The following is a 26,178-nucleotide window of genomic DNA, read 5'->3' on the forward strand; positions in this document are numbered from 1 at the left end:
CCGCTCTCCTAGTGATTGGCCTATCGTACGCTAAAGCGTACGTCATGTTGATACCCTTCATCGGTTACAGATGATCAAACTAGGCAAGGCTTTCGGGTGAGAACCAGAGGTTGAACTTCTCTACCGACATGGCCGGTGCGTACAGCCAACCTTGGGCTAGCGTCACCCCTTGGCCTCTCAGAAACTCCGCTTGTTCTTCAGTCTCGACGCCTTCGGCTACGACGGAGAGCTGCAGCTCTTTGGCCATGCCAATCATGGATTTCAGGATCGCCTGGCCATTGCCGGTTTTGCCGATTTCGTGGACGAAGACTCTGTCCAGCTTGATCTTCGTCAGCGGTAGTCTGGCAAGGACGGAGAGGGACGAGTAGCCGGTGCCAAAGTCGTCGAGGTGCACCCCGAAGCCCAGCTCGCGACACTGCTGGATCAGCTCCAGCATGGCGTCTTGATGGCTCATCAGGCAGCTTTCGGTCAGCTCGATATCGAGCAGGCCACTGGCATGGGCCTGTGCCTCGCGCAGCTTGTTCAGTAGTTCGCTGTCAGCCAGCTGTTTGACACTGACGTTGATGGCGATGCGCACCGGGCGCCCTTGAGCGCGCCACTCGGCTGCCTGATGGGCTGCCGTATCGATAATCCAGCGGCCCAGGGGAATGATCAGGCCATTGGATTCACAGCGGCCAATGAATTCGTCCGGTCGTATATTGCCCCTTTCGGGATGAATCCAGCGGATCAGCGCTTCAACACTGCTGGTGGTGCGGTCTGCCAGGTCTACTTTGGGTTGGTAATGCAGCTCGAACTGACCTTGTTCCAGCGCCAGGCGCAGGTTGTGGTCAAGCCACTGCAGGTGCTGGACGCTTTCGAGCATGGTGGGGGTGAACAGGCGGAAAGCCATGCCATCGATCTGCTCGGCCTCGTTGAGTGCGGCAATGGTGTTGCGAATCAGCTGATCGGTATTGGGGCCGTGGATGGGGTACGAGGCCATGCCAATCGAGACATTGACGAAAATCGATGCGTCGCCGATATGCAGCGGGCGGCTCATGTGCTCAATGATGCGGTTGGCGAGGGAGGCGAGCATGGCGGGGTCGATGACATTGACAGCAATCATGGAGAAGCGGATATCCGCCGAGCGATACAGCTCGTAATGGCCAGGAATGGCTTCGCCCAGCGCTGTCGCCGTGGCGGCAATCACCGCATCGCTCATCGACGAGCCAAAGTTGCTGAAGATGCGCGAGAAGTTATTCAGGGAGATGCTGATGATGGAGAAGCTTGAGCCTCCGGCTGCCAGCGCCTGAATCCGCTCGATCTGCGCTTGCCGGCTGGGCAGGCCGGTGAGGTCATCGGTGTAGAGCATCTTGCGCAGTGCCGTTTTTTGTCGGCGCAGTTCATCTTCCTTGTGCTGGAACGCCGTGACATCCCGGGCAACGCCCATCACCCCCTTAATAACGCCCTGCTGATCAATAAAGGGTGTCTGGATGATTTCGACATATTCCTGGTGGTTGTCGTCGGCGAACACCAGCCATTGGCGCGACAGCGCGGGGATGTTGTTGGACAGCACTTGAGCCGCGCCGTGCTTGAGCGTGTCGGCTAGCTCGCGTGGGAGGAAGTCCCGCAGCGCACGTCCTTTTATCTGACTTTCCGTGACGCCGATAAGGCGCTCGAACTTGTGGTTGCAGTTGAGCAGGTTACCGTTGGCGTCACTGAGCCAGATCAGGTCGGGCAGGGTCTCGATCAGGGTCTTCAGGCGGGCGCGCTTGTCCTGCTCGGAGGCCGCTGCACGCACTTGTTCGCTCAGATCGCGGCAGATCAGTACGAGGCCGCTGCCATCGTCGACCGGAATGGCCGTCAGGCCATAGTGAAAGGCGCCTGATGAGTCCTCCCAGCGCAACGCTTGCCCGCTGGAGAAGGCCTCGGCAATCTTCTGCAGGCGCGGTTGTGCGGTCGCGGCATCGAGCAACTGGGCGTAGCTGTGGTCCACGATCTGTTCAGCAGCGAGTCCCAGTTGCACGCAGGCCTGTGCATTGGCTTGCTCGACCATGCCCTCTCTGCCCAGCAGCACAATGCCGTCCGGCGACGCCGCCAGGATGCCGTGCCAGATGCGCTCGGCGGTATGCAGCCGCCGCGATTCGTCGACCTGTACCCGCGCCAGTCGGTCGCCAAAGGCATGTGAGGCCTCGACCATTTCGCCCAGTTTGCGCGCTACCGCACCACTGTCGATCAGCTCCGCGGCCAGGGCGATGCCCTCGGCAAAATCTGCCGCCCGCCCACTGATGATCAAGGCGCCAGCGCTGTTGAGGGTGATGGCATCGCGCGGGGCGCCACGCTCCTGGCCAGAAAATACCTGGCGCAGCAACTCGGCGTTGCCCTGCGGCCCCCGCGCGCCGATGTCTTCAAGCCGACAGCGCGCCAGGCCGAAGTCCTCGGGGGCAATCTCGTACACCGAGGTTCCGCCTGGGCCAAGGTCGTGGATCCGGGTCGGGCCCAGCAGGGAAATTTCATCCAGGCCGTCGAGCCCGTGAACCACCATCGCCCGTGCCATGCCCAGATTGCGTAGCACTTCGGCGGTCATCGCCTGCCAGTCTTCGCGGAATACGCCGAGCAGATGGCGCTGCGCCCTTGCCGGGCTAATCAGCGGGCCGATCAGGGTATAGAAGATGGTTTTGATGCCTAATGCCGCCTCGACCGGCAGCAGCCGGCGCATGACGGGGTGAAAGTTGGGGGCGTGAATGAAGGCAATGCCAATCTCTTCGATCATCCGCTCGATGGCGGGCACCGGCAGGTCGATCACCACCCCCAGCGCTTCCAGTACATCGGCGCTGCCCGAGGGGCTGTGCAGCGAGCGGCTGCCATGCTTGGCTACGGGAATGCCGGCGGCGGCGCAGACAATGGCGGTAGCCGTTGAGATGTTGAAAGTGCTCAGGCCGCCGCCTGTGCCACAGGTGTCGAGCAGATCCTCCGTGACCCGAGGGCGGACTGGCAGGTAGTGGGCCATCATCGCCCGCGCGATCGCCTCGGTCTCGCGCGCACTGATTCCCTTGGACAGAAAACCCATCAGAAAGGCAGCGATGCTGGTCTCACCGACTTCGTCGCGGCTAACCGCGCAGATAAAGGCTTCGATCTCGCCTGGCAACAAATCCTGCCTTGCCGCCAACTTCCGCAGTATCTCGCGCACCATCCGCCTGTACCCCTGTGACGAGCATGAAATTGAGCTCAACTTCTTCTGACTATTGCACCCTTTCGCCGCCTCATCGCGCCGGCCTTTCGCGGCAGGCCTTGTGGCTGGTGCATTGATCGGCGTTGCTGGCGGTGGGCTGTGGGGGCCGTTTCGCTAGGTATCAGGGCCTTAGCGACCCCGGATCGGCTACCCCATTGATAATAGACTGTCGAATAGCGGCAGACTTGAGGCAGAGGGCAAGTACAGCGCACGGCTCGAGTAGTGCCGGTGCCGTGCAAGGCCTGTAAGCGGTTGGTTACGACCTTTTTTACATCACCCTAACGGTGTGCGGGGTGAGATGGGGGCTTGTCTCCTCTACCACAGGAGGGAGAGGGGCGTTTTCCAGATCGCATGCAGGCTCTAAGAGCCCGTTCACGATCTTTTGGACTAGAGCCAGGCAAGGCGCTACGTCAGTAACAGCCTCCGGCTGGTCAAAACAGGCGAGGAAGCGGAGTTTACGAGCTGTAAATGAGCATGACTCGTTGCACACGCCCTTCGGGTCGCGCTGAAGCACGTTAGCGGCAAGCCGCTTGCCGAGCCTGTTTTTAACGCGGTATGGCCGACGGACAGGAGATCGTGAACAGGTTCTAAGCCAGATCTGCTGGGCTACTGTTATGGATAGCCAGCAGGATTCTCCTGTCTTGACCCGGCCCCCGAGCAGGTGCAGAAGCACGATGAGCGAAACTGACTCCGCTACTCCCCCGGCCGCTATGCCCGTTGAGTTCGCTCAGGCGCTGCATGGCGTGGAGGGCGAGCGCTGGTTTCGCCAGATGGCCGATGGTTTGCCGCTGATCGTCTGGACTGCGCGCGCGGACGGTGTTGTCGACTATTTCAACCAGCGCTGGTGGGACTTCATAGGCGCCAGGCCGGGCATGCCGGATGAGAGTGGCTGGCAGGACGTTCTCCACCCAGATGATCTGCCCCCTACGCTTGCCCGCTGGCAGCAGGCGCTGGCCACTGGCGAAGCCTATGAAATGGAGTACCGCTTCCTGCGGGCTGCTGACCAGACCTACCGCTGGCATCTGGGGCGCGCCGAGCCACTGCGCGAGGCTGACGGGCAGATTCTCAAGTGGCTGGGCACCTGTACCGATATCGATGACCAGAAACGCGCTGCCGAGTCGCTGGCAGGTGTTCAGCAGCGTCTGCAGGAACAGGTGCTCGAGCGCACGATGCTGATCGAGCGGGTCAACACGCACCTGCTGGCTGAAGTGCAGAAGGGCGAGTATCTGCTGCGCCAACTGCAGTCGCACACCGATAACCTGGCGCGGATTATCGCGACCCAGACTCGTCTGGCCGAGGCCGAGCTGGATCTCGATCTGTTCCTCAACCTAGTGGTGCAGCAGATGCAGGAGCTGACTCCAGCTTCGGGGGCGGCAGTCGAGTTGGTCGAAGGTGAAGAGATGGTCTATCGCGCGGCCTCTGGCAGCGTGGCGCCATTCGTGGGCGTGCGCCTGGGCATTGGCAGCAGCCTGTCCGGGCTCTGTGTGCGCTCGGCCACGGTGCTGATGTCGGCCGATACCGAGCAGGATCCGCGGGTCGATCTGGCCGCGTGCCGCAAGATCGGCGTGGCGTCGATGGTGGTGGCGCCGCTACTGCTGGCTGGCCAAGCCGTGGGTGTACTGAAGATCATGGCGGCGCAGCCGAACGCCTTTAGCGCCGCCGATGTGCAGACCCTGCAGCTGATGGCCGGTTTGCTGGGCTCGGAGCTGGGTCATCAGGTCGATTACGAGAACAACCAGCGCCTGCTCGCCGAGCGTACCGAGGAAGTGGCCAAGCGCATGGCGTCCGAGGCGGTACTGCGTGCCAACATGGAGCGTACCCAGCGCATCATCGAGAGTTCTCACGAGGCCTTCGTCTGCGTCAACGAACAGAGCGAGATTACCGACTGGAACTCCGAGGCCAGCCGGATATTTGGCTGGGAGCGGGGCGAGGTGATAGGGCGCCCGCTGACCTCGGTGATCATCCCGGAGCGCCTACGCAGCGCACATCATGAGGGCATGACGCGCTTTATCAGAACCGGCCAGGGGCCGGTGATCAATCGTCGGGTCGAGTTGCCGGCCCTGCGCAAGGATGGCAGCGAGCTGATCGTGGAAATCACCATCAGTACCAGTGGCAGCGGCGCAGAGCGTGAGTTCAGCGCCTTCATGCGCGATGTCACCGAGCGCAAACGCACCGAGCAGGAGGTGCTGCTCAATCAGCAGTTGCTGCGTTCGGTCACCGATGCCATTCCCGCCGTGGTGGCTTTTGTCGACACGCGCGAAGTGCTGCGTTACTGCAACAAGCCGTTCCTGCAGACGTTCGGCAAGATCGAGGCGCAGTGTCTGGGGCATTCCTTGCTCGAATTGTTGGGCAGCGATGAGTACGCCTTCATCCAGCCCCATGTGGCGCAGGCCCTGGCGGGGCAGCAGACCTCCTTCGAACGGGCGCTCAAGGTGCATGGCAACGAGCGCTATCTGGAGGCGCGTTACGTGCCCGAGCGGGATATTGGCGGTGAGGTGCGCGGCTTCTATCTGATTCTCTGGGACATTACCGAGCGCTGGGCGCTGGAGCAGCAGTTCCGCTTGCGGGCCCTGCGCGACAGCCTGACCGGTCTGCTCAACCGTGCCGCGATCATGGAGGCGCTCGAGCGTGCGCTCGCCGAGCACGGGCCTGGTAGTCGCGATCTAGCCTTGCTCTATCTGGATGTCGACCACTTCAAGGAGATCAACGACAACCTCGGTCATGCCGTGGGGGACGAGGTGCTGAAAATCTTCGCCGCACGCCTGGAGCGCAGCGTGCGCACCAGCGATGTGGTGGCGCGTTTGGGGGGCGATGAGTTCGTCATCCTGCTGCAGCACCTGTCGTCGGCCGAGCACGCCTGTGAGGTGGCCGCCAAGGTTATCGACGCCATGGTCGAGCCGTTGCAGATTCGTCAGCACAGCCTGGCGGTCTCCACCAGCATCGGCGTGGCCATGCTCGATGCGCAGACGCCTTGCCCGGAAACCTTGCTGGAAAAAGCCGACCAGGCGCTCTACCAGGCCAAGCAGGCGGGGAGGAATCGCTTTTCCCTGTCGTCCTGAACGGCTAGTACGGGCCGCCCTAACCGTCTCCCGCCAGTGGGAGAGGGGCTGTTCGTGTTGCCAGTCGTAGCCCGGATGCAATCCGGGAGCGGCGCTGTCTGTTTCCCGGATTGCATCTGGGCTACGGACTGAGCGGTTTATCGCGCGACGGGGTTAACCGACCCTGGGACTTTCTCTCTTTCTGACAAGCGCTTAAGGTGCGTCGATTCTTTGCAGGGGAGCTGCCTATGCGCGCCCGTTGGGATATTTTCTGCGCGGTAGTGGATAACTACGGCGACATCGGCGTGACTTGGCGCCTGGCCCGCCAGCTGGTGGCCGAGCACGAAGTGGCTGTGCGCCTGTGGGTGGACGAGCTGGCGGCGCTGCAGCGCCTGTGCCCGCAGGCCGACACCCAGGCTGCCAGCCAATGGCTGGACGGCGTCGAGGTCTGCCATTGGTCTGCCGATTGGCCGGGTGCGCAGCCGGGCGAGGTGGTGATTGAGGCCTTTGCCTGCCATCTGCCGGCGGCGTTCGTCAGCGCGATGGGCGCGCAGGCGCGTAAACCGCTGTGGCTGAACCTGGAATACCTGAGTGCCGAAGATTGGGTCGGCGGCTGTCATGGACTGCCATCGCCGCAGCCGGATGGTTTGCAGAAATTCTTCTTCTTTCCTGGCTTTACCGCGCAGACCGGCGGCCTGTTGCGCGAAGGCGACTTGCTCGCCCGGCGCCGGGCATTTCAGGCCGATCCGGCGGCGCGGGTGGCGTTTCTTGCCGGGTTGGGCGTGCCGTTGCTCAAGGGCGCACGGCTGATATCCCTATTCGCCTACGAGAACTCCGGGCTGGCGAGCTGGCTGGAGGCGCTGGCCGCAGATGCCCGGCCGACCCAGTTGCTGGTGCCGCAAGGGCGCATCCTTGGCGATCTGCAGGCCTGGCTGGGCGAGGCCGAGTTGCCGCCTGCTGGCAGCTGGCAACGCGGCAACCTGCAGGTCCACCTGTTGCCGTTCGTCCGTCAGGACGATTACGACCTGCTGCTGTGGAGCTGCGACTTCAACGCGGTGCGCGGCGAGGACTCCTTCGTCCGCGCGCAGTGGGCCGGGCGGCCGCTGCTCTGGCACATCTATGTGCAGGACGAGCAGGCACATCTGGAAAAGCTCGAGGCGTTCCTGCAGCTGTACCTGCAGGCGCTTTCTGCCGAGGCTGCGACGGCGCTGGGTGAATTGTGGCGGGCGTGGAATAGCGGGCAGGCCATGGACGAAAGCTGGCTGGCGTTGCAGAAAGCCTGGCCCGAGCTGAGCGAACACGCCGAGCACTGGTGTCTGCAACAGGCCTCTCGTCCTGATCTTGCTGCAGCGCTGGCAGAGTTTTACCGAAATTGGCTATCATGCGCGGCTTAGAAATTCGTACCTCCATCAAAATCCGGATATTCGTATGAAAACCGCACAAGAAATGAAACCCAACAGTGTGGCCCTGATCGACGGTCAACCTTGGCTGATCCAGAAAGCCGAGTTCACCAAGTCCGGTCGTAACAGCGCCATCGTCAAAATGAAGCTGAAGAACCTGATCAACGGCTCCAAGACCGAGACCGTTTACAAGGCCGACGACAAGATGGAGCCGGTAATCCTTGAGCGCAAGGAAGTGACCCTGTCCTACATCAGCGGCACCGATTACGTGTTCATGGACCCGGAGTTCAACTCCTACGAACTGCGCGAAGAAGACCTGGAAAGCGTTCTGCCGTTCATCGAAGAAGGCATGACCGACATCTGCGAAGCCGTGTTCTTCGAAGGCAAAGTGATCTCCGTTGACCTGCCGACCACCATCGTGCGCCAGATCAGCTACACCGAAGGTTCCGCCCGTGGCGACACTTCCGGCAAGGTCATGAAACCGGCCAAGCTGAGCAACGGTACCGAAGTTAAGGTTGCAGACTTCTGCAACATCGACGACTGGATCGAGATCGACACCCGCGACGGTTCCTACAAAGGCCGTACCCAGGCGCCGCAGGCTTAAGCCTTCCGTCTGTACCGCGTGTGACAAAGAGCCCGGCCACTGTGCCGGGCTTTTTTATGCGCGGGATGTTGCCCGGACAGTCGGGCGCGGGGCAGGATTGCAGCTTCTCACTGGAACAAGGAATGTTTGCATGGAACAGAGTCAGAACCCCTACCAGGCTCCTCAGGCTGATCTGCAGGCACAAGCCCCGGGTCAGCCCCTGCTGGCTTCGCGCGGGGCCAGGCTGGGCGCCGTGTTGATCGATACCTTGCTGCTGGCCGTGGTCAGCGTGCCGGTCGCTTTTCTCAGCGGTACCTTCGATGCGGTCAAGCAGGGGCTCGAACCGAGCCTGGGGCAGCAACTGACGGGGCTGCTGGTTGGCATGCTGGCCTTCGTGCTGATCCATGGCTACCTGCTGAAGAACTACGGGCAGACGGTTGGCAAGTACCTGCTCGGCATCGCCATCGTCGATCTGCAGGGCAATGTGCCGGACTTTCTGCCCATGGTCGCCAAGCGCTACCTGCTGCTCTGGGTCATTACCGCCATTCCGCTACTGGGCGGGCTGATAGGTCTGGCCGATTGCCTGAGCATCTTCCGTGGCGATCGTCGCTGCCTGCATGACCTGGTGGCCAGTACCCGTGTCGTCCTGGCACCCGCCAAAGGCTGACTCGCCCAGATCGCCAGCCAGGCGCGGGCGTGGCAAGCGTCCGCGCCTCAGAGGCGAAAACCCTCGACGATATGCTCGGCCAGGGTTTCCGTGACCTGGGATTGGCTGTGCTGGTTGCGCAGCAGCACGATGCTGGTCTGCGGCAGCGTTGGCAGGCCTTCGGCCTCGCCGATGATGCGCATATCCGGGGTGATCAGGCTCTGCAGCTGGGCGGTGACCGCCAGGCCGGCGCTGACCACGGCGAAGATCGCCGACAGGCTGGGGCTGGTGTAGGCGATACGGTACTCGCGCTCCATGGCGTCCAGCGCGTTGCAGGCCCAGGCGCGGCAGAAGCAATCGGCATTGAACATGGCCAGTGGCATGGGCGTCTGCTCGTGGGGGCTGAAGCCGATGGCCTCGGCCCAGACGAAACGCTCCTGACGCAACAGCTGGCCGATCTCCTTGCCCGGCTCGCGGGTGACGATGGTCAGGTCGAGGTCCTGGCGCTGCAGCAGCTGGAAGGACGGCTCGCAGTGCAGCTCCACCTGCACCAGCGGATAGGCCTGGGCGAAACGGGCGAGGATGCCCGGCATGAAGCGCATCACGTAGTCGTCCGGTGTGCCGATGCGCACCGAGCCAACCATATGCGGTTCGCGCAGGGTATTGAACACCTCGCCATGCAGCTTGAGGATGCGCCGGGCATAGCCCAGCAACACCTGGCCTTCGGCGGTGAGGCGCACCTGACGGCCATCACGCTGGAACAGCGAGCGCTGCAGCACATCTTCTTCCAGACGCTTCATCTGCATGCTGATGGCCGACTGGGTGCGGTTGACCGCCTCGGCCGCGCGGGTGAAGCCACCCAGGTCGGCGATGGCGACGAAGCTGCGCAGCAGCTCGGTGTCGATGCTTGGGTAATTGGCCATTGATCAATCTCCAAGATGTCTCGCATAAGAAACATTCGTTGGATTGATCTTAATCCCAGCGCGAGACTGGCGCCAACCCCACAGGAGGGCGTCGAGATGAAAGGTCAAAAAGGTTATGCCGTAGCACAGTCGATCAGCATCGAACGGATGCGTCCCCTCATTCTACTGAAGGCCGCCTGGCGTCAAGTCGTACGCTGGTGGCAACTGGCCGAGCAGCGTCGCCGGCTGGCTATGCTGGATGAACATGCGCTGAAGGACATGGGCCTGAGCCGCGCCGATGTCTTGCAGGAAAGCGAGCGGCCGTTCTGGGACGACCCGCTCAAACGCTGAGTCGTTGTGCACCGAGGCGTGGTAAGGCGTCCGTTGCCGTCAGGCCGACCGGCCACCAGGCCTGGGCGCAAGCGGCTGCTGGCAGCATGCCGGTTGGCTGAATGAGAGACAAGGTATTGAAGCAAGGAGCCAGTATGTCCCCTTACCACCTCGCGCAACTGAATATCGCCAGCATGAAGGAGCCCCTGGAGTCGCCGGGCATGGCCGACTTCGTCGCCAACCTGGAGCGCATCAATGCCCTGGCCGAGAGTTCGCCAGGCTACGTCTGGCGTCTGCAGGACGAGGCGGGCGATGCCACCGCCCTCCGCCCATTCGGCGCACAGATGCTGGTCAATCTTTCGCTATGGCAGGATGTCGAGTCGCTCAGCGACTACGTCTACAAGTCCGCTCATACCGAGATGCTCAAGCGGCGCAACGAGTGGTTCAGCCGCCTGGGCGAGGCGCACATGGTGCTGTGGTGGGTGCCGGCCGGGCATCTGCCGGATGTTCATGAGGCCGCCGAGCGCTTGCGTTTGCTGCGTGAGCTGGGGCCGACTGCCGAGGCGTTCAGCTTTCGCCAGCGCTTTGCCGCCCCGGCTGCGCTGCTCACTACCTGAGCTGGCGAGGCTGGCGTGGCGACGGAATGCGGCTAGCATAGGCCGCCATGAGCCTATCCCTTTCCTTGTCGCAAGCCCGTCGCCTGGCCCTGGCCGCCCAGGGCTTCGGCCGGATGCCGCGCGCAGCTGTCGGCCAGCGTCAGTTGCTGGCGCAGATCGAGCGCCTCGGCGTGCTGCAGATCGATTCAGTCAACGCCCTGGTGCGCTCGCACTACTTGCCGGGTTTCTCGCGTCTCGGCCACTACCCACCTGAGCTGCTCGACGAGCTGGCCTGGGGCCCGCCACGGCGCCGTGCGCTGTTCGAGTATTGGGGGCATGAAGCCTCGTTGTTGCCGCTTGAGCTGTATCCGCTGCTGCGTTGGCGCATGCGGCGTGCCGCCGATGGCCAGGGCATCTACCGGCAATTGGCCGAGTTTGGTCGCCAGCAGCGTGAGCTCATTACCCGCGTATTGTGCAGCGTGCGCGAGCAGGGCGCCCTGGGCGCCGGCAGCCTGAGCACCCGTACCGAGCGGGCCGGGCCCTGGTGGGACTGGAGCGCGGAGAAGCATGCACTGGAGTGGCTGTTCGCTGCTGGCGAGGTGACGGTGGCCGGCCGGCGCGGCTTCGAGCGCCTCTACGACCTGCCGGAGCGGGTGATTCCGCCGGCGCAGTTCGAGCATCCCGAGCTGGAGGCAGGCGACGCGCAGCGCCAGTTGTTGCTGCGCTCGGCGGATGCTCTGGGGGTGGCGACGGCAAAGGATCTGCGCGATTACTACCGGCTGGACGCAGCCGAAACCAAGATGCGCATTGCCGAGCTGGTCGAAGCCGGTGAACTGCAGCACGTCGCGGTCGAGGGCTGGACGCAGTCGGCCTATTGCCGTGGCGAACCGAAGCTGCCGCGGCGGATCAGGGCCAGCGCGCTGCTATCGCCCTTCGATTCGCTGATCTGGGCACGCGAACGCACCGAGCGCCTGTTCGACTTCCGCTACCGCCTAGAGATCTACACCCCACAGCACAAGCGCGTGTATGGCTACTACGTGCTGCCGTTCCTGCATGACGAGCGTCTGCAGGCGCGTCTCGACCTGCGCAGCGAGCGGGCGCAGGGGCGCCTGGCGGTGCATGCCGTGCATGTGGAGAAAAGTGGCTTGGGCGAGGAGGCACTGCTGGCGCTGGCGGCTCAGCTGCAAGTGCTGGCCAGCTGGCTGGGACTGCAGCGGGTGGTGCTGAATTGCCGGTCGGCTGAGGCCGCACGCTTGCGGCCTCGGTTGGCCAGTGACCTGTAGCAGCCAGCTTGCTGGCGATCCGCTGCGCCACTGATCGCCAGCAAGCTGGCTCCTACAAAAACGGGGCCGCAGCCCCGTGATGGCAACTTACTTGTTGGCGGCGATGCGTGCGCGAATATGCGCGGCGCGCTCGGCGGAAGCCGGGTGGGAGTCGAACATGCTGCTCTCGCCACTGCTCAGCTTGGCCAGCTTCTCGAAGGCGGTGACCAGACCTTCGCGGTTGACGCCGCGCTGGGTCAGCAGGTCGAAGGAGAAGTCATCCGCATCGGATTCCTGGGACTGGGAGAACTGCGCATTGACCAGTTCCTCACCCAGTTCGCCGATCTGCGAGCTGGACAGTGCCGCCGCAGCGCCATTGCCCGAGGATGCGGCGGCATTGCGCGCGGCCGAGGTGGCATAAGCGGCTTGCATGGCCTTCTTGGTGTGCCCGAGGGCAACGTGGCCCATCTCGTGGCCGAGCACGCCTTCCACTTCGTTGTCGGTCATCAGGTCCATCAGGCCGCTGTACACGCGCACGCAACCGTTGGCCATGGCCCAGGCGTTGACGTCATCGGTCAGGTAGACCTTGTAGTTCACCGGCGTGCCGTTGACCTGGCTGCCGAGGTTGGCGGCGATCTTGTCCAGGCGCTGGCTGTATTCGCTGTCAGCCGGCGCGATGGGCGCTTCGGCATCCATCTGCACGCAGGCCTGGTCGGCCTGGCTCTTCACTTCGGCATCGCTGAGGGTAGCGGCCTGCACGGCCATCATGCCGGTCTGCAGCATGGCGTCCGGGCTCATGTTCTGGCAGCCGCTGAGCAGGGTGGCGAAGGCGAGGGCGGAAAGGGGGAATTGCAGTTTCATCGGTCATCTTCCTTGGTGGGGGTGTAAGCCGCGAGTCATTCCCGGCTGGGCGGTGCTTGCAGAGCGTGGATCACGTTCCGGACTCAAGACACCGGAGCCCGCAGACTGCGCGAATTGTTGCACAGGTGCCTGGGGCGAGCGCTGAAACAGGTCTCACTTGGCGTAGCCGCTGTTGGCGATCTCGCGTTGATAGCATTGGCAAAAGCCCTTTGTCTTTCTCGCCTGTTCTGCCTCATTCCCGCAGGCGTAGCGCCAGAGCCAGGGGCAGCCTGCGTACGTGAGCTTCTCAGCGCTTGCGATACTGGCGTGGCGGCACGCCTTTCCAGCGTTTGAAGGCGTGGATGAAGTTGGACACTTCGCCATAGCCCAGGCGTTCGGCGATTTCTTCCAGGTTCAGGCCGCCGGTGGCCAGCAGTTCTTCGGCCAGGGCCTGGCGCACTTCTTCCAGCAGGTTGCGAAAGCTGCTGTCTTCCTCGTCCAGGCGCCGGCGCAAGGTGCGCGAGCTCATGTGCAGGCTGGCGGCAACTTCCTCCATATCCGGCAAGCGACCGGGGCGGTTCAGCAGCAGGCTGCGAATCCGTGCGGCCAGGCCGCTGCGTTGGCGGCGCTTGTCCAGCAGGAGCTGGCATTGCTGCTCGCACAGTTCCACTGTGCGTGGGTTGGCGCCGGGCAGCGGGCGGTCGAGCAGTTGCCGATCGACCACTAGGCGGTTGCAGGGCTGGCCGAAGTTCGGCAGCACGCCGATTTCACTGAGGTACAGGCTGGGGTCGGCAGGTGCCGGGATGCACAGGTCGACACGGCGAATCGGTGGCGCTGCGTTGATCAACTCGCGCTGGGCGTTGAGCATGCCGGCCAGGTCGCGCTCGAGGATGAAACGGCGTAGCGGCAGGGGAATGGCACGGTCGTCGAGCAGCAGGTGCGCTTCGTCGCCATGCTCTTCCAGATGCATGCCGTGGAAGGCGTAGGTCAGGTCGAGGTAGCGCAGGCCGAGGCGGGCGGCGTCACGGTAGGTCGGGCTGCTGAGCAGGGCAAAGCCCCAGATGCCATAGGTGTTGAGCTGGTAGCGTTTGCCGACCAGCAGGCCGATGCCCGGCTGCTCGCCGAGCGCGCGGACCAGGTTGCCGATCAGCAGCAGCTCCTGTTCTGCGGCGACCTCGCAGGCCGGGTCGGCCAGCAGGTGCCAGCTCAGGCCGGTGCCGGCCAGGCAGGCGTCGAGTGACAGGCCTTGGTCGAGACCGAACTGGGCCAGCAGTTGCACGCTGATGGCGCTGCGCCGTGCGGGCCAGTGGGGTGTGGCAGTCATGCAAGTTTGTCCGAAAGTCACAATTTTATGGCCGACTATGCCATAACTCGGGAGCCGCGCAGTACGTAGGATCTGCTCATCGCTTTATCGCGGTTTATGGAGATAAGAATGCACAACAAGACTCCTGAGCAGGCGCCCCTGGGCGTGCTGATCATCGGCTCGGGTTTTGCCGGCCTGGGCCTGGCCATGCGCCTGCACCAGCAGGGCAGCGACGACTTCCTGATCCTGGAAAAGGCCGCCAAGGCCGGCGGTACCTGGCGCGACAATGACTACCCCGGTGCCGCCTGCGATGTGCCCTCGCACCTGTACTCCTTTTCCTTCGAACCGAAGACCGACTGGAGTCGGCGCTTTGCCCCACAGGCCGAGATCTTCGCCTATGTGCAGCAGTGCATTGCCAAGTACCAACTGCAATCGCGTATCCGCTGCAACAGCGAAGTGAGCGAGGCCTGGTTCGACGAGCCGGCGGCGCTGTGGCGGGTGAGCACTGTCGATGGCGCGCAGTTCAGTGCGCGGGCGCTGGTCAGTGCCTGTGGTCAGCTCAACCGGCCGCTGTACCCGCAGATTGCCGGTATCGAGCGCTTCGCCGGAGAGAGCTTCCATTCGGCGCGCTGGCGGCATGACATCGACCTGGGCGGCAAGCGCGTGGCGGTGATCGGCACCGGCGCCAGCGCCATTCAGTTCGTCCCCGCGATCGTACCCAGGGTGCAGCAGCTGACTCTGTTCCAGCGCACGGCGGCCTATGTGCTGCCCAAGCCGGACCGCGCCTACAGCCGCTTCGAGCTGGCGCTGATGCAGCGGTTTCCCTGGACGCAGAAACTCGACCGGGCCCTGCAGTACCTCTATCACGAGGCCCGTGGCGTGGCCTTCTTCGTCCTGCCGGGGTTGATGAAACTGTATCGCGGCAGTTTTCTCCGTCATCTGCAGCGCCAGGTTGCCGACCCCGAACTGCGCGCCCGGCTGACCCCGGATTACCCGTTGGGCTGCAAGCGCATCCTGATCAGCAACGACTACTACCCGGCACTGGCCCAGCCGCAGGTGGAGGTGGTCAACCAGGCGATCCGCGAAGTCAGCGAACAGGGGGTGATCACCGCCGATGGCCGCGAGCATGCGGCGGATGTGCTGATCTATGGCACCGGTTTTGCCGCCAGCGATTTTCTTGCGCCCATGCGCATTCGCGGCCTTGGCGGGCGCGAACTGAACCAGGCCTGGAAGGAGGGCGCCGAGGCTTACAAGGGCATCAGCGTCAACGGCTTCCCCAACCTGTTCATCCTCTACGGGCCGAATACCAACCTGGGCCACAACTCGATCATTTATATGCTCGAAAGCCAGTTTCCCTATGTGCTGAGCTGCCTGCAGCAACTGCAACAGGGCGTGCGTTACCTCGACGTGCGTGCGCCCGTGCAGCAGGCCTGGAACCAGCGCCTGCAGCACGACATCGAGCATTCGGTGTGGGAGCAGGGCTGCAACAGCTGGTACAAGAACGCCGCAGGCAAGCACACCAACAACTGGTCCGGCTTCACCTTCAGCTATCGCCAACACACCCGTCAGCCGGACTGGAGCGACTATGACCAGGTTCGTTGAGCTGGCGGCGCCAACCGGGCGGCGTCAGCGCTGGCTGGCGCCGCTGTTGCGCGGCATGACCTGGCTGCTGTTTAGCAGCTTCTTCCAGCCGCGAGTGAGTGCCCGGGCTCAGCGCCGCCTGCTGCGCCTGTTCACTCGCATCACGCCGATCTCCCCGGGCGTGCGCATCGAGTCGGGTGAGTTGGGTGGCGTGCCTTGCGAGTGGTTGCGGCCGGCCCAGGACAACGGTTGGGTGCTGCTCTATCTGCATGGTGGCGCCTTTATCGTTGGTGCGCCGCAGACCCATCGCAGCCTCACCAGTTACCTGGCCCGGCACGGACGCCTGGCGGTCTGCGCGCTGGACTATCGCCTGGCGCCGGAGCAGCCGTTTCCGGCGGCGCGCGACGATGCGCTGGCGGCCTATCGCGCGTTGCTCGCCCAGGGCCAGCCGGCCGAGCGCATCGTCATTGCCGGTGATTCGGCTGGCGGCAACCTGTGTCTGATCACCGCGCTGCATGTGCGCGAGCTGGGCCTGCCATTGCCGGCAGCGCTGGTGTGTTTCTCGCCGCTAACCGATATCAGCGGCGCCACCCTGCATCAGCCAGCCGCCGGCGATCCGCTGCTGAATGAGGCCTGGCTGGAGCAGGGGATCGGCGCTTACTGCCCAGCGGGCATGGATCGGTGTGATCCAGCCGTGTCGCCGCTCTATGCTGATCTACAGGGTTTGCCGCCCTTGCTGGTGCAGGTCGGCGAGGACGAGATCCTCCTGCGCCAGAGTCAACTGCTCGCCGAGCGCTCGCTGGCGGCGGGCGTGGACTGCACGCTTGAGCTGTATCGGCGCCAGTGGCATGTGTTCCAGATCAATTGCGGGCTGCTGCCCAGTGCCGATCAGGCCCTGCAGCGGGTGCTCGGCTTTCTCCATCAGCGAGGTTGTCCATGAACAATATCCTGATCACTGGCGCGGCTTCCGGTATCGGTGCGGCCACGGCGCGGCTGTTCCACTCGCGCGGCTGGAAAGTCGGCTTGCTGGATATCAACCACAGCGCCCTGGCCGAACTGGCCGCCGAACTGGGCGGAGTCTGGCATGCCGAGTTGGATGTGGCCGACGCTGGTGCCGTGCGTGAGGCCCTGGCCGATTTTGCCGCGGTGCATGGCGGTCAGCTGCGCCTGCTGTTCAATTGCGCCGGTATGTTGCGCTTCGGTCACTTCGAGGAAATCAGCCTGGAGGAGCATGCGCGAATCCTGCAGATCAACGTGCTCGGCCTGCTGCAGATGACTCACGCGGCCTTCCCTTATCTGAAGGCGACCCGCGATGCCCAGGTGATCAACATGGGCTCGGCGTCGGGGCTGTATGGCACGCCGCACATGGTCAGTTACTCGGCCTCCAAGTTCGCCGTGCGCGGCCTGACCGAAGCCCTGGAGCTGGAGTGGCAGCGCCATGGCATTCGTGTCGGCGACCTGATGCCACCGTTCGTGCGCACGCCGATGGTCGACAGCCAGCGCTTCGAGCCACCGGCGCTGCGCCGCCTGGGCGTCAAGTTGCGCGCCGAGGACATCGCCGCGGCCGTCTGGCTGCAGGCCGGGCAGTCGCAGGTGCATCGACCGATCCACTGGCTGTTCAAGCTGATGTACTGGAGTGGCCAGGTTTCGCCGGCCTGGGTAAGCCGGCTGATGATGCGCCGGATTAGCCGTGAGTGAGGTTAGGGTCTGTTCCCGTTTGTCGCTGCGGTAACAATTTGATCGATTATCCAGGCGACAGCCGCTCAAGGCGGGGACTACTCTGCAAGTGAGGGTTCCGGTTGGTGTTCTGCCAAACCAGCCCTTGAGTGCAACACGCTTCTGTCTCTGTGTGCGTCACCGCTGGGTTTGATGCCCGGCGTGGGTCTCGTGCGGCACCGTCTGGTGCTGCCAAGCCGGTCTGTGATGCCGGCTGCGGTCTATCAATCGCCTGAGAGGAGGTCGTTAGATGAGCACAGTCATTCAGGAAGATGTCAGCAACAATGTTCTGCGCCGCATGAAGGAAGGGGGGTTCGACTTTGCTCGGGTCCATCCCATCGAGTTCTACGCCATCTTTCCCGACGAGGAGCGGGCGCGTCAGGTGGCCGGTACGTTTCGTGGTGAGTCGTTGAATGCCCAGGTCAGTGTGCGCGATGACGGGGCTTGGCACCTGCAGGTGAGCAAGGTGATGTATGCCACCCATGCAGGCATTGGTGATTTTGAGCAAGACCTGGAGTTGCTGGTCGTACCGCTTGGCGGTGTGCTGGATGGGTGGGGCGTGACGCAGGAAGTCCACGCCAGCCCGCGCTAGACGCCGGTGTCTCCACGCCGGCTGACCCAAGGGTCGGCCGGTGTCCTGTTTCTTCCCTTCTTTTTTCGTGTGCAGTGGCTCAGGCGCGAGCTTGCCTCAGCCGGCTGTGCGCTTGTGCAGCTGTTCCAGGTGGGCAATCACGTCGGGGGCGCCAGACAGGCGCAGGCCTTCGCCCAGTGCATTGGCTTCGGCGGAGGCCTTGGGCAGCAGGAGGAACTCCGGCGCGCCAGGGTTGCGCAGCAGCGACAGGCGCGCGTAGGGCAACTGGTTGTCCAGCAGCAGGCCCATGAACGCCGGGTCGCTCCAGGCCTGCACCGGCATGGCCAGCACGTGGTAGTGCTGTTTCAGCTCGGCCAGGCCGTACTGGCTGATGCGGTAACGCGTCAGTTGCGCCGGCAGGTTGACCTCCAGGCCACGCAGGCGGGCATAGGCAATTGCACAGGCGAAGGACTCGCCGTATTGCTCCGAGGCCCAGAACAGCCGTTCGCCATACCAGCTGGCCTGGCACAGCTCGATCGGTTCGCCCGCGAGAAAGCGTGGCAGCGCGGTGCTGATGGTCTTGAGGAAGTCCTTGTAGCTAATGATGCGCACGCTGCGGCAGGTCTGGGTCGCGGCAAACTCTTCGAAGGTGCTGAATATCCCGCCAATCTCCGGCGGCGGGCTGCACAGACCATCGATGCGGCGCAGGTCGAAGTCGGCGAAGCTCTGCTGCTCCTGTTCGACCACGCGCATCAGTACGGCGCGGGCTTCGGCCTTGTCTTCCTGGACGGGGCCGGAGAGGGCATCGCGCGGCAGGTTGACCAGGCGTTGCAGGGGCGGTCCGGCCAGCCACCAGATGCTGTCCGAGGTTGCCGGCAAGGGCTGGAAAGGCAACTGCAGGGTGCGGGAGCGCTCGAATACCATGCGTGCTACACGCCCGCTCAGACCCAGGCGCTGAGCCAGGGCCGAAAGCCGTGATGCCAGGTTGTTGGTAGGTTCGGACAGACTCATGAGCCGCAGTGCACTCCTGGGACGTTGGTGCCAGTGTGGCAGAGCTGCTGCCGGCGCGCACTAGTCAGGCGCTCAAGACCGGCCTGTTCGGACTCTGCAAGCCACAGCAGCTGTGGCAGAATCGGGTAAATCACGATGAGGTAGCCTCCATGCCCAGCCTCGTGCTGGATATCGCCCTGTCTGCAGAGCGTTTTCGCGCCGTTTATCAGGGGCGCGCCAACCGAGTGTTATTGTTCAGTCGCGATGGTCGCAAGGTTAGCTTGCCGGCTCATCATTTGCGGCCTTTCCTGCGCCACAACGGTATCTATGGGGTGTTCGAGCTCGAATTCAGCCTGGCTGGCGAGCTTCTTGAGCTGCGCCAACTGCAATAAGAACCTGTTTACGATCTCCTGGCCGTCGGCCATACAGCGTTAAAAACAGCCTCGGAATGCTCATTTACAACTCGTAAACTCCGCTTCCTCGGCTGTTTTTGCCTTGTCTGGCTCTAGTCCAGAAGATCGTAAGCAGGTTCTACGCGCCTGCATTACCTGCCTTATTACCTGCTTGCCTCGCCTGAGGCTAGTGGGCGCGGCTATAATCGCGGCCTGCTTCCCACCGCCACTCTTATCCGAGCCGACTCGCCCATGTATGACCTGGCCCGCGCGCTGCTGTTCCAACTGTCCCCGGAAACTTCCCACGAACTGTCCATCGACCTGATTGGGGCGGGGGGGCGTCTTGGCCTCAATGGCTTGCTGAGCAAGACGTCGGCAAGCTTGCCGGTGCGGGTCATGGGCCTCGATTTCGCCAATCCGGTCGGTCTGGCCGCTGGCCTGGACAAAAATGGCGATGCCATCGACGGCTTCGCTCAGCTTGGTTTCGGCTTCGTCGAGATCGGTACCGTAACGCCGCGCCCGCAGCCGGGCAACCCCAAGCCGCGGCTGTTCCGTCTGCCGGAGGCCACGGCGATCATCAATCGCATGGGCTTCAACAACCACGGCGTCGATCACCTGCTGGCACGGGTGCAGGCGGCCAAGTACAAAGGCGTGCTGGGTATCAATATCGGCAAGAACTTCGATACCCCGGTCGAGCGGGCGGTGGATGACTACCTGATCTGCCTGGACAAGGTCTACGCCCACGCCAGTTACGTCACGGTCAACGTCAGTTCGCCGAACACTCCCGGCCTGCGCAGCCTGCAGTTCGGCGACTCGCTCAAACAATTGCTCGAAGCCCTGCGTCAGCGCCAGGAGGACCTGGCCGCGCAGCATGGCAAACGTGTGCCGCTGGCGATCAAGATCGCCCCGGACATGAGCGACGAGGAAACCGTGCAGGTCGCCCAGGCCCTGGTGGAAACCGGCATGGATGCGGTGATCGCCACCAACACCACGCTGAGCCGCGAAGGCGTCGAAGGCCTGCCGTTCGGGGACGAAGCGGGTGGTCTGTCCGGTGCGCCGGTACGCGAGAAGAGCACGCACACGGTCAAGGTGCTGGCTGGCGAACTCAAGGGCCGCCTGCCGATCATCGCCGTGGGTGGTATCACCGAAGGTGCGCACGCGGCTGAGAAGATCGCCGCTGGGGCCAGCCTGGTGCAGATCTACTCGGGCTTCATCTACAAGGGCCCGGCGCTGATCCGTGAGGCGGTGGATGCCATCGCCGCATTGCCGAAGGGCTGAAGGCAATAAAAAGGGCCCCGGAGGGGCCCTTGGGCTTGCGCCCACCGTCCGGATGGGACGGCCTGGTGAAGTCGGGTGGTGATCCTAGTTCAGCCGACGGCATGCAGTTCGTTGAGTCGGTGGATGCCAGCGGTGCCGGTCAATCCGTCCCAGTTGTCGCCGCGACCTTCGCGCCAGCCGTTGATCCAGGCTTGGCGTGTGGTGGGATGAGTGAAAGGACACATGTCGCGGGATTTGCCATGAATGCCGTGCTGATAGCCGCGCAGGAAAGCTCGTTCCATCGGATCACGCTTAAGTCTTCTCATAGGGTGTTGCCCTCACTTGTTGACTGTTATGTCCTTGAGCTCCAGGTTGGAGCCAGGCAGAAATGCTCTGCCATTGGAGTCCGCTGCCGGCGTGGCGGACTGCCTGTCGATGCCGTTGCGGCATCAACCTGAGTTGATTTCTAACGAATGCGTCGTGGCCTGTGAATGATCGTTTTGTCATAAGGACGTAACGCATTTGGGTAAGGGGCCATAAGGTCCAGGCAGTTTTTTTCGCGTTTTTTGCCCCAGCCCCCGTGCTGCGGGAGTCGCGCCAGGGGACTACGGCGTTTTGCCATTGCGAACTCGTCGCGTCTGCGAGCAGTGCTTATTCCGACGAAGGGTCGCGCAGCGACGTTCTGTCACATATTTTGGCTAGCAAGCCGCCACTTTTTACTGGAAGTCACATGTCGGACCGTTACGAACTGATCCTTACCTGCCCCAAGAGCCTGGAAAGCCTGCTGGCCGAAGAGGCCGCAGGCCTGGGCCTGGAAGAGGTGCGTGAGCAGACCGCGGCGGTACGCGGTTTCGCCGGGCTGGAAACGGCCTACCGCCTGTGCCTCTGGTCGCGCCTGGCCAACCGGGTACTGCTGGTGTTGCGGCGTTTCCCGGTGGTGGATGCCGAATCCCTGTACCAGGACGTGCTGGCCGTGGACTGGGCCGAGCACATGGAGCCTGCCGGCACCCTGGCGGTGGAGTTCAGCGGTAATGGCTCGGGCATCGACAACACCCACTTCGGCGCGCTGAAGGTCAAGGATGCGATCGTCGACAAGCTGCGTACCGCCGATGGCACGCGCCCATCGATCGACAAGATCAATCCGCACCTGCGCATTCATCTGCGCCTGGATCGCGGCGAGGCCGTGCTGTCGCTGGATCTGTCCGGGCACAGCCTGCACCAGCGCGGTTACCGCCTGCAGCAGGGCGCCGCACCGCTCAAGGAAAACCTCGCCGCGGCGGTACTGATCCGCTCCGGCTGGCCGCGTATCGCTGCCGCCGGCGGCGCCCTGGCCGACCCCATGTGCGGGGTCGGTACCTTCCTGGTCGAGGCCGCGATGATCGCCGCCGACCAGGCGCCCAACCTGCGCCGCGAGCAGTGGGGTTTCAGCTACTGGCTGGGCCATGTGCCGGCGCTGTGGAAGAAACTGCATGCCGAGGCCGATGAGCGTGCCGCCATCGGTCTGCGCAAGCCGCCTCTGTGGATTCGCGGCTACGAGGCCGATCCGCGACTGATCCAGCCGGCGCGCAACAACATCGAACGGGCTGGCCTGAGCGATTGGGTCAAGGTCTACCAGGGCGAACTGGCGACTTTCGAGCCGCGCCCCGATCAGAACCAGACCGGCCTGGTGGTCAGCAACCCGCCCTATGGTGAGCGCCTGGGCGACGAGGCGAGCCTGCTCTATCTCTACCAGCACCTCGGCGAGCGCCTGCGCCAGAGCTGCCTGAACTGGGAAGCGGCGGTGTTCACCGGCGCGCCCGAGCTGGGCAAACGCATGGGCCTGCGCAGCCACAAGCAGTACGCCTTCTGGAACGGTGCGCTGCCGTGCAAGCTGCTGCTGTTCAAGATTTTGCCGGAGCAGTTCGTTACCGGCGAGCGTCGCTCCAGCCGTGCCAATGAGGCCGGCGATAGCGACGAGCAGCAGCCGCTGGTGGCCCAGGCCAACCAGGCGGCGCGCCTGTCCGAAGGCGGACAGATGTTCGCCAATCGCCTGCAGAAGAACCTCAAGACCCTCGGCAAGTGGGCGCGCAAGGCGGATATTCAGTGCTATCGCCTGTATGACGCCGACATGCCCGAGTATGCCCTGGCCATCGATCTGTACCAGGATTGGGTGCATGTGCAGGAGTACGCACCGCCGCGTTCGATCGACCCGGAAAAGGCGCAGACCCGTCTGCTCGATGCCCTGGCGGCAATTCCCGTGGCCCTCGGCGTGCCGCAGGACAAAGTGGTGATCAAGCGCCGCGAGCGCCAGAGCGGTACCAAACAGTACGAACGCCAGGCAACCCAGGGCCAGTTCATGGAGGTGAACGAGGGCGGCATCAAGCTGCTGGTCAACCTCACCGATTACCTGGACACCGGCCTGTTCCTCGACCACCGTCCGCTGCGCCTGCGCATCCAGAAGGAGGCGGCCGGCAAGCGCTTCCTCAACCTATTCTGCTACACCGCCACGGCCAGCGTGCATGCAGCCAAGGGCGGCGCGCGCAGCACCACCAGCGTCGACCTGTCGAAAACCTACCTCGATTGGGCGCGGCGCAACCTCAGCCTGAACGGCTTCTCCGACAAGCAGAAGCTGGAGCAGGGCGATGTGATGGCCTGGCTGGCGGCCGATCGCGGCGAATATGAGCTGATCTTCATCGATCCACCGACCTTCTCCAACTCCAAGCGCATGGAAGGGGTGTTTGACGTGCAGCGCGATCACGTGCAGCTGCTCGACCTGGCCATGAACCGCCTGGCGCCCGGCGGCGTGCTGTATTTCTCCAACAACTTCCGCAAGTTCCAGCTCGATGAAGGGCTGGCGGCGCGTTACGCGGTCGAGGAAATCAGTGCCAGCACGATCGACCAGGATTTCGCGCGCAATCCGAAGATTCACCGTGCCTGGAAGCTGATGGCGCGCTAGTCTCATGGTTATTGGCACTTCAAGGCTGCACTGACAGCTTATTGACAGGGACTGTCAATCTCAAATGAGCGAGCTTGCATGTTGGCATGGCGCAGTAACTCGCCCGAGGTTTGCAAATTCCTGCGGGATACATCGACGGCTTGGCTGTTGGCCGGAACCATTTGTCTGGGTGGCTTGGCGCTGACCATTGGCCTGGCGGCCGTGCTCAGCAATTTCTACCAGCACCAGCTGGAACAGCGCTTCGATGCAGTCGCCAAGGACCGGGCCCGCTCGATGCAGGACGACTTTGCCGCGCGTACGCATGAACTCGATGGCATTCGGCGCTTCTTCGTCAATGCCGATCAGGTGACCCGTAGCGAATTCACCGGATATGTCGGTGATCTGCCGCAACACGCCTTCTCCTACGCCTGGGTGCCGCGGGTCACTGACTCGCAGCGGCAGGCATTCGAGGCTGGCGCAGTGACGCTGGGAGTGCCTGGCTTGCAGATCCGCGACTGGGTCAGTCGTGGGGTATTGCAGGTGGCTGGGCGACGTGCCGAGTACTTCCCCATCCTGTTCATTGACTCCAGGCACCTGAAGGCTGAGCAGGTTCTGGGCCTGGATATCGCTGCATTACCCGAGCGTCTGAATACCCTCCAGCGGGCCGGGCAGGGCGGCAACATGACGGCCTCCGGGGTTCTCCGCTTTCTTGCCACGTCTGTTGCCGAAGATGGTCTGGTGCTGGCCGCACCGGTCTATCGTGGCGCCATGCCGGAGGATCCGGCGCAGCGCCAGGGCGCTGCGCTGCGTGGCTATGTACTGGCCTCCTTCAGTCTCCAGCAACTGCTGAGCGGACATGAAAACAGTGAGGATGCCCTCAGCCTCAGCCTGGAACTGCGCGATATCAGTGGGCTGGATGGGCAAAAATTGCATTATCGCTCGGCCCAGGAGTCTGCACCGGAGAGCCGCTTGCTGCACAGCCGTGAGCTGCAACTGGCTGATCGCCGCTACACCCTGACTATCCGCCCGAGCGCGTTGTTCCTGCAGGCCAATACCACCCCCGGTGGCCTGGCCATTGTGCTGACTTCCGGGATGCTGCTGACCCTGCTGCTGGCGGCATTGCTGTTCAGCCTGGTGAGCCAGCGCCAGCGCGCCCAGCTGCTGGTGCGCGAGAAGACGGCGGCATTGCGTCAGCGCCAAAGCGAGCTGGCCCAAGTCAACAGCCAGTTGCGCGGTGTGCTGGATTCGGCCACCCAGGTTTCCATCATCGCGACCGACCTGGACGGCATCATCCAGACCTTCAATGTCGGCGCCGAACGCATGCTCGGCTACCGCGCCGAGGACATGATCGGCCAGGCTACCCCGGAGCGCATCCACCTGGCAGCGGAAGTGCAGCAGCGTTCCCGGGATATCAGCCTGAAGCTCGGGCGGCCCGTTTCCGGTTTCGAAGTGTTTGTCGCCGAAGCATCTGGCCAGCAGGGCCATGTGGAGCGTGAATGGACCTATGTGCGCCAGGATGGCAGCCAACTGGTAGTCAATCTGATCGTCACCGGAGTGCGCGATGCCGATGCACAACTGGTGGGTTATCTCGGTATTGCCATCGACATCACCGCAGCTCGGCATAGCCGCGAGGCGCTTGAGGCGCGTGATGAGTTGCTGGAAAAACTGACGGCCAACGTGCCGGGAGCCATTTACCAGTACCAGCTCAACACCGATGGTACGTCCTGTTTTCCCTATGCCAGCCTGGGCCTGCGTGCGCTTTACGAGCTTGAGCCGGAAAGCCTGCGGCAGAACGGCGAGGCGGTCTTCCAGCGCATTCACCCGGAGGATCTCGATGGGGTCAAACGCAGTGTGCTGACCTCGGCGGAGCAGTTGACCCCCTGGCGCGAGGAGTACCGCGTGTTGTTGCCGCGTCAGGGCTTGCGCTGGTTGCGTGGCGAGGCTTCACCTGAGCGTTTGAGTGATGGCCGCGTACTCTGGCATGGCTACCTGACCGATGTTACCGGGCCAAAACTGGTAGAGCAGGAGCTGCGTACCCTGTCGATCACCGACACCCTGACTGGTGCCTACAACCGGCGCTATTTTCAGGAGCGCCTGGAAATGGAAATCTCCCGGGCTAAACGACAGTCCGCTCAGGGGCCTGCCGTGGTGATGCTGGATATTGATCACTTCAAGTTGATCAATGACCGTTTCGGTCATGACACCGGCGACCAGGTATTGAAGGCGGTGTGTGAACGCATCCGCCAGCGCCTGCGCAACATCGATGTGTTTTGTCGCCTGGGTGGCGAAGAGTTCATCGTGCTGGCGCCAGCTACCAGTGAGGATCAGGCGATGATTCTGGCTGAGGCACTGTGGCAGATACTGCGCAATGAGCCGGTGGATGGAGTCGGCATCGTCACGGCCAGCTTCGGCGTTACAGCCTGGCGCCCTGGCGAAAGCAGTGCGGCCTTGCTGAGTCGTGTGGATGCTGCGGTGTACAAGGCCAAGGCGGCCGGGCGCGACCGCCTGCAGGTAATGCTCTAGGGTCTGTTGCCGTTTCGTTCACGGCCGCGACGGAGCCTGTTTTTGCGCGGGGCTAGGCGCGAGACGCGAGGTTTGGTCGTCCAAATGAGCCGTCGAGTAACGACGTCCCGCGCAAAAACAGGCCCG

Annotated in this window: 21 protein-coding genes; 15 read left to right on the forward strand and 6 right to left on the reverse strand. The window is 63.3% G+C overall.

The window, feature by feature from the left end; all coding sequences use genetic code 11:
- Positions 1 to 79: 79 nt before the first annotated feature.
- Entirely contained in the window at positions 80 to 3,169 is a 3,090-nt protein-coding gene (gene trpD, locus LRS11_RS14895; protein WP_260493707.1) for an anthranilate phosphoribosyltransferase, read from the reverse strand.
- Positions 3,170 to 3,882: 713 nt separating this feature from the next.
- Here trpD and LRS11_RS14900 point away from each other — a divergent pair.
- The 4 genes from LRS11_RS14900 (at position 3,883) to LRS11_RS14915 (ending at position 8,896) form a co-directional block, all read left to right on the forward strand.
- Positions 3,883 to 6,267, forward strand: a complete 2,385-nt coding sequence (locus LRS11_RS14900; protein ID WP_260493708.1) for a PAS domain S-box protein — start codon at positions 3,883 to 3,885, stop codon at positions 6,265 to 6,267.
- 227 nt (positions 6,268 to 6,494) lie between these two features.
- Positions 6,495 to 7,640: an elongation factor P maturation arginine rhamnosyltransferase EarP gene (earP, locus tag LRS11_RS14905; RefSeq protein WP_260493709.1), complete on the forward strand. Its 1,146-nt coding sequence runs from the start codon at positions 6,495 to 6,497 to the stop codon at positions 7,638 to 7,640.
- A 34-nt stretch (positions 7,641 to 7,674) separates the two neighbouring features.
- The gene (locus LRS11_RS14910; RefSeq protein WP_182833582.1) at positions 7,675 to 8,250 is read left to right on the forward strand and encodes an elongation factor P; all 576 of its coding nucleotides are present in this window, start codon (positions 7,675 to 7,677) and stop codon (positions 8,248 to 8,250) included.
- Positions 8,251 to 8,380: 130 nt separating this feature from the next.
- Positions 8,381 to 8,896, forward strand: coding sequence for an RDD family protein (locus LRS11_RS14915; protein WP_260493710.1), 516 nt, complete (start codon positions 8,381 to 8,383; stop codon positions 8,894 to 8,896).
- A gap of 47 nt (positions 8,897 to 8,943) precedes the next feature.
- Here the strand turns inward: LRS11_RS14915 and LRS11_RS14920 are convergent, their stop codons facing one another.
- Positions 8,944 to 9,798: a LysR substrate-binding domain-containing protein gene (locus LRS11_RS14920; RefSeq protein ID WP_260493711.1), complete on the reverse strand. Its 855-nt coding sequence runs from the start codon at positions 9,796 to 9,798 to the stop codon at positions 8,944 to 8,946.
- Between the two features lie 96 nt (positions 9,799 to 9,894).
- On the opposite strand from LRS11_RS14920, the gene LRS11_RS14925 reads away from it, so the two are divergent.
- The 3 genes from LRS11_RS14925 (at position 9,895) to LRS11_RS14935 (ending at position 11,986) form a co-directional block, all read left to right on the forward strand.
- A complete protein-coding gene (locus tag LRS11_RS14925) occupies positions 9,895 to 10,128 on the forward strand; it encodes a DUF1127 domain-containing protein (protein ID WP_260493712.1) in 234 nt (77 codons plus the stop codon).
- Positions 10,129 to 10,262: 134 nt separating this feature from the next.
- Entirely contained in the window at positions 10,263 to 10,724 is a 462-nt protein-coding gene (locus LRS11_RS14930; RefSeq protein WP_260493713.1) for a DUF3291 domain-containing protein, read from the forward strand.
- Between the two features lie 47 nt (positions 10,725 to 10,771).
- Positions 10,772 to 11,986: a winged helix-turn-helix domain-containing protein gene (locus LRS11_RS14935; RefSeq protein WP_260493714.1), complete on the forward strand. Its 1,215-nt coding sequence runs from the start codon at positions 10,772 to 10,774 to the stop codon at positions 11,984 to 11,986.
- A gap of 87 nt (positions 11,987 to 12,073) precedes the next feature.
- Here LRS11_RS14935 and LRS11_RS14940 read toward each other — a convergent pair whose 3' ends face one another.
- The gene (locus LRS11_RS14940) at positions 12,074 to 12,826 is read right to left on the reverse strand and encodes a M48 family metalloprotease (RefSeq protein WP_260493715.1); all 753 of its coding nucleotides are present in this window, start codon (positions 12,824 to 12,826) and stop codon (positions 12,074 to 12,076) included.
- Between the two features lie 286 nt (positions 12,827 to 13,112).
- Positions 13,113 to 14,129 (reverse strand): AraC family transcriptional regulator, encoded by a 1,017-nt coding sequence (locus tag LRS11_RS14945; RefSeq protein WP_260493716.1) that lies wholly within the window; start codon positions 14,127 to 14,129, stop codon positions 13,113 to 13,115.
- Between the two features lie 108 nt (positions 14,130 to 14,237).
- On the opposite strand from LRS11_RS14945, the gene LRS11_RS14950 reads away from it, so the two are divergent.
- From LRS11_RS14950 to LRS11_RS14965, 4 genes are all read left to right on the forward strand, one after another.
- Complete coding sequence (locus LRS11_RS14950; RefSeq protein ID WP_260493717.1) at positions 14,238 to 15,710, forward strand: NAD(P)/FAD-dependent oxidoreductase; 1,473 nt, start codon at positions 14,238 to 14,240, stop codon at positions 15,708 to 15,710.
- Positions 15,694 to 16,629: an alpha/beta hydrolase gene (locus LRS11_RS14955; RefSeq protein ID WP_260493718.1), complete on the forward strand. Its 936-nt coding sequence runs from the start codon at positions 15,694 to 15,696 to the stop codon at positions 16,627 to 16,629. Before LRS11_RS14950 ends, LRS11_RS14955 begins: the two co-directional genes overlap by 17 nt.
- Positions 16,626 to 17,387, forward strand: coding sequence for an SDR family oxidoreductase (locus LRS11_RS14960; RefSeq protein ID WP_260493719.1), 762 nt, complete (start codon positions 16,626 to 16,628; stop codon positions 17,385 to 17,387). Before LRS11_RS14955 ends, LRS11_RS14960 begins: the two co-directional genes overlap by 4 nt.
- Before the next feature lie 268 nt (positions 17,388 to 17,655).
- Positions 17,656 to 17,997 carry a ribonuclease E inhibitor RraB gene (locus LRS11_RS14965; RefSeq protein WP_260493720.1) on the forward strand — a complete coding sequence of 114 codons (342 nt, stop codon included), beginning with the start codon at positions 17,656 to 17,658 and terminating at the stop codon, positions 17,995 to 17,997.
- 96 nt (positions 17,998 to 18,093) lie between these two features.
- On the opposite strand, the gene LRS11_RS14970 is transcribed toward LRS11_RS14965, so the two are convergent.
- Positions 18,094 to 18,987, reverse strand: a complete 894-nt coding sequence (locus LRS11_RS14970; RefSeq protein ID WP_260493721.1) for a DUF6685 family protein — start codon at positions 18,985 to 18,987, stop codon at positions 18,094 to 18,096.
- A gap of 149 nt (positions 18,988 to 19,136) precedes the next feature.
- Here LRS11_RS14970 and LRS11_RS14975 point away from each other — a divergent pair, with 149 nt between their 5' ends.
- Both LRS11_RS14975 and LRS11_RS14980 read left to right on the forward strand, forming a co-directional pair.
- Positions 19,137 to 19,358 carry a DUF2835 domain-containing protein gene (locus LRS11_RS14975; protein ID WP_260493722.1) on the forward strand — a complete coding sequence of 74 codons (222 nt, stop codon included), beginning with the start codon at positions 19,137 to 19,139 and terminating at the stop codon, positions 19,356 to 19,358.
- 252 nt (positions 19,359 to 19,610) lie between these two features.
- On the forward strand, positions 19,611 to 20,636 hold the full coding sequence (locus LRS11_RS14980; RefSeq protein ID WP_260493723.1) for a quinone-dependent dihydroorotate dehydrogenase: 1,026 nt from the start codon (positions 19,611 to 19,613) through the stop codon (positions 20,634 to 20,636).
- A gap of 89 nt (positions 20,637 to 20,725) precedes the next feature.
- Here the strand turns inward: LRS11_RS14980 and rmf are convergent, their stop codons facing one another.
- Positions 20,726 to 20,941, reverse strand: coding sequence for a ribosome modulation factor (gene rmf, locus LRS11_RS14985; protein WP_160489598.1), 216 nt, complete (start codon positions 20,939 to 20,941; stop codon positions 20,726 to 20,728).
- A 404-nt stretch (positions 20,942 to 21,345) separates the two neighbouring features.
- Between rmf and rlmKL the strand changes: the two genes are divergently transcribed.
- Complete coding sequence (gene rlmKL, locus LRS11_RS14990; protein WP_260493724.1) at positions 21,346 to 23,550, forward strand: bifunctional 23S rRNA (guanine(2069)-N(7))-methyltransferase RlmK/23S rRNA (guanine(2445)-N(2))-methyltransferase RlmL; 2,205 nt, start codon at positions 21,346 to 21,348, stop codon at positions 23,548 to 23,550.
- A gap of 147 nt (positions 23,551 to 23,697) precedes the next feature.
- Positions 23,698 to 26,052, forward strand: coding sequence for a diguanylate cyclase (locus LRS11_RS14995; protein ID WP_260493725.1), 2,355 nt, complete (start codon positions 23,698 to 23,700; stop codon positions 26,050 to 26,052).
- Positions 26,053 to 26,178: the final 126 nt, after the last annotated feature.

It is taken from the genome of Pseudomonas sp. J452, from assembly GCF_024666525.1.
Taxonomy (GTDB): domain Bacteria; phylum Pseudomonadota; class Gammaproteobacteria; order Pseudomonadales; family Pseudomonadaceae; genus Aquipseudomonas.

What these genes read in the sequence shown, in the direction of transcription:
- trpD (WP_260493707.1), bottom strand. Translation starts at nt 3,169, where the DNA reads ATGGTGCGCGAGATACTGCGGAAGTTGGCGGCAAGGCAGGATTTGTTG.
- LRS11_RS14900 (WP_260493708.1), top strand. Translation starts at nt 3,883, where the DNA reads ATGAGCGAAACTGACTCCGCTACTCCCCCGGCCGCTATGCCCGTTGAG.
- earP (WP_260493709.1), top strand. Translation starts at nt 6,495, where the DNA reads ATGCGCGCCCGTTGGGATATTTTCTGCGCGGTAGTGGATAACTACGGC.
- LRS11_RS14910 (WP_182833582.1), top strand. Translation starts at nt 7,675, where the DNA reads ATGAAAACCGCACAAGAAATGAAACCCAACAGTGTGGCCCTGATCGAC.
- LRS11_RS14915 (WP_260493710.1), top strand. Translation starts at nt 8,381, where the DNA reads ATGGAACAGAGTCAGAACCCCTACCAGGCTCCTCAGGCTGATCTGCAG.
- LRS11_RS14920 (WP_260493711.1), bottom strand. Translation starts at nt 9,798, where the DNA reads ATGGCCAATTACCCAAGCATCGACACCGAGCTGCTGCGCAGCTTCGTC.
- LRS11_RS14925 (WP_260493712.1), top strand. Translation starts at nt 9,895, where the DNA reads ATGAAAGGTCAAAAAGGTTATGCCGTAGCACAGTCGATCAGCATCGAA.
- LRS11_RS14930 (WP_260493713.1), top strand. Translation starts at nt 10,263, where the DNA reads ATGTCCCCTTACCACCTCGCGCAACTGAATATCGCCAGCATGAAGGAG.
- LRS11_RS14935 (WP_260493714.1), top strand. Translation starts at nt 10,772, where the DNA reads ATGAGCCTATCCCTTTCCTTGTCGCAAGCCCGTCGCCTGGCCCTGGCC.
- LRS11_RS14940 (WP_260493715.1), bottom strand. Translation starts at nt 12,826, where the DNA reads ATGAAACTGCAATTCCCCCTTTCCGCCCTCGCCTTCGCCACCCTGCTC.
- LRS11_RS14945 (WP_260493716.1), bottom strand. Translation starts at nt 14,129, where the DNA reads ATGACTGCCACACCCCACTGGCCCGCACGGCGCAGCGCCATCAGCGTG.
- LRS11_RS14950 (WP_260493717.1), top strand. Translation starts at nt 14,238, where the DNA reads ATGCACAACAAGACTCCTGAGCAGGCGCCCCTGGGCGTGCTGATCATC.
- LRS11_RS14955 (WP_260493718.1), top strand. Translation starts at nt 15,694, where the DNA reads ATGACCAGGTTCGTTGAGCTGGCGGCGCCAACCGGGCGGCGTCAGCGC.
- LRS11_RS14960 (WP_260493719.1), top strand. Translation starts at nt 16,626, where the DNA reads ATGAACAATATCCTGATCACTGGCGCGGCTTCCGGTATCGGTGCGGCC.
- LRS11_RS14965 (WP_260493720.1), top strand. Translation starts at nt 17,656, where the DNA reads ATGAGCACAGTCATTCAGGAAGATGTCAGCAACAATGTTCTGCGCCGC.
- LRS11_RS14970 (WP_260493721.1), bottom strand. Translation starts at nt 18,987, where the DNA reads ATGAGTCTGTCCGAACCTACCAACAACCTGGCATCACGGCTTTCGGCC.
- LRS11_RS14975 (WP_260493722.1), top strand. Translation starts at nt 19,137, where the DNA reads ATGCCCAGCCTCGTGCTGGATATCGCCCTGTCTGCAGAGCGTTTTCGC.
- LRS11_RS14980 (WP_260493723.1), top strand. Translation starts at nt 19,611, where the DNA reads ATGTATGACCTGGCCCGCGCGCTGCTGTTCCAACTGTCCCCGGAAACT.
- rmf (WP_160489598.1), bottom strand. Translation starts at nt 20,941, where the DNA reads ATGAGAAGACTTAAGCGTGATCCGATGGAACGAGCTTTCCTGCGCGGC.
- rlmKL (WP_260493724.1), top strand. Translation starts at nt 21,346, where the DNA reads ATGTCGGACCGTTACGAACTGATCCTTACCTGCCCCAAGAGCCTGGAA.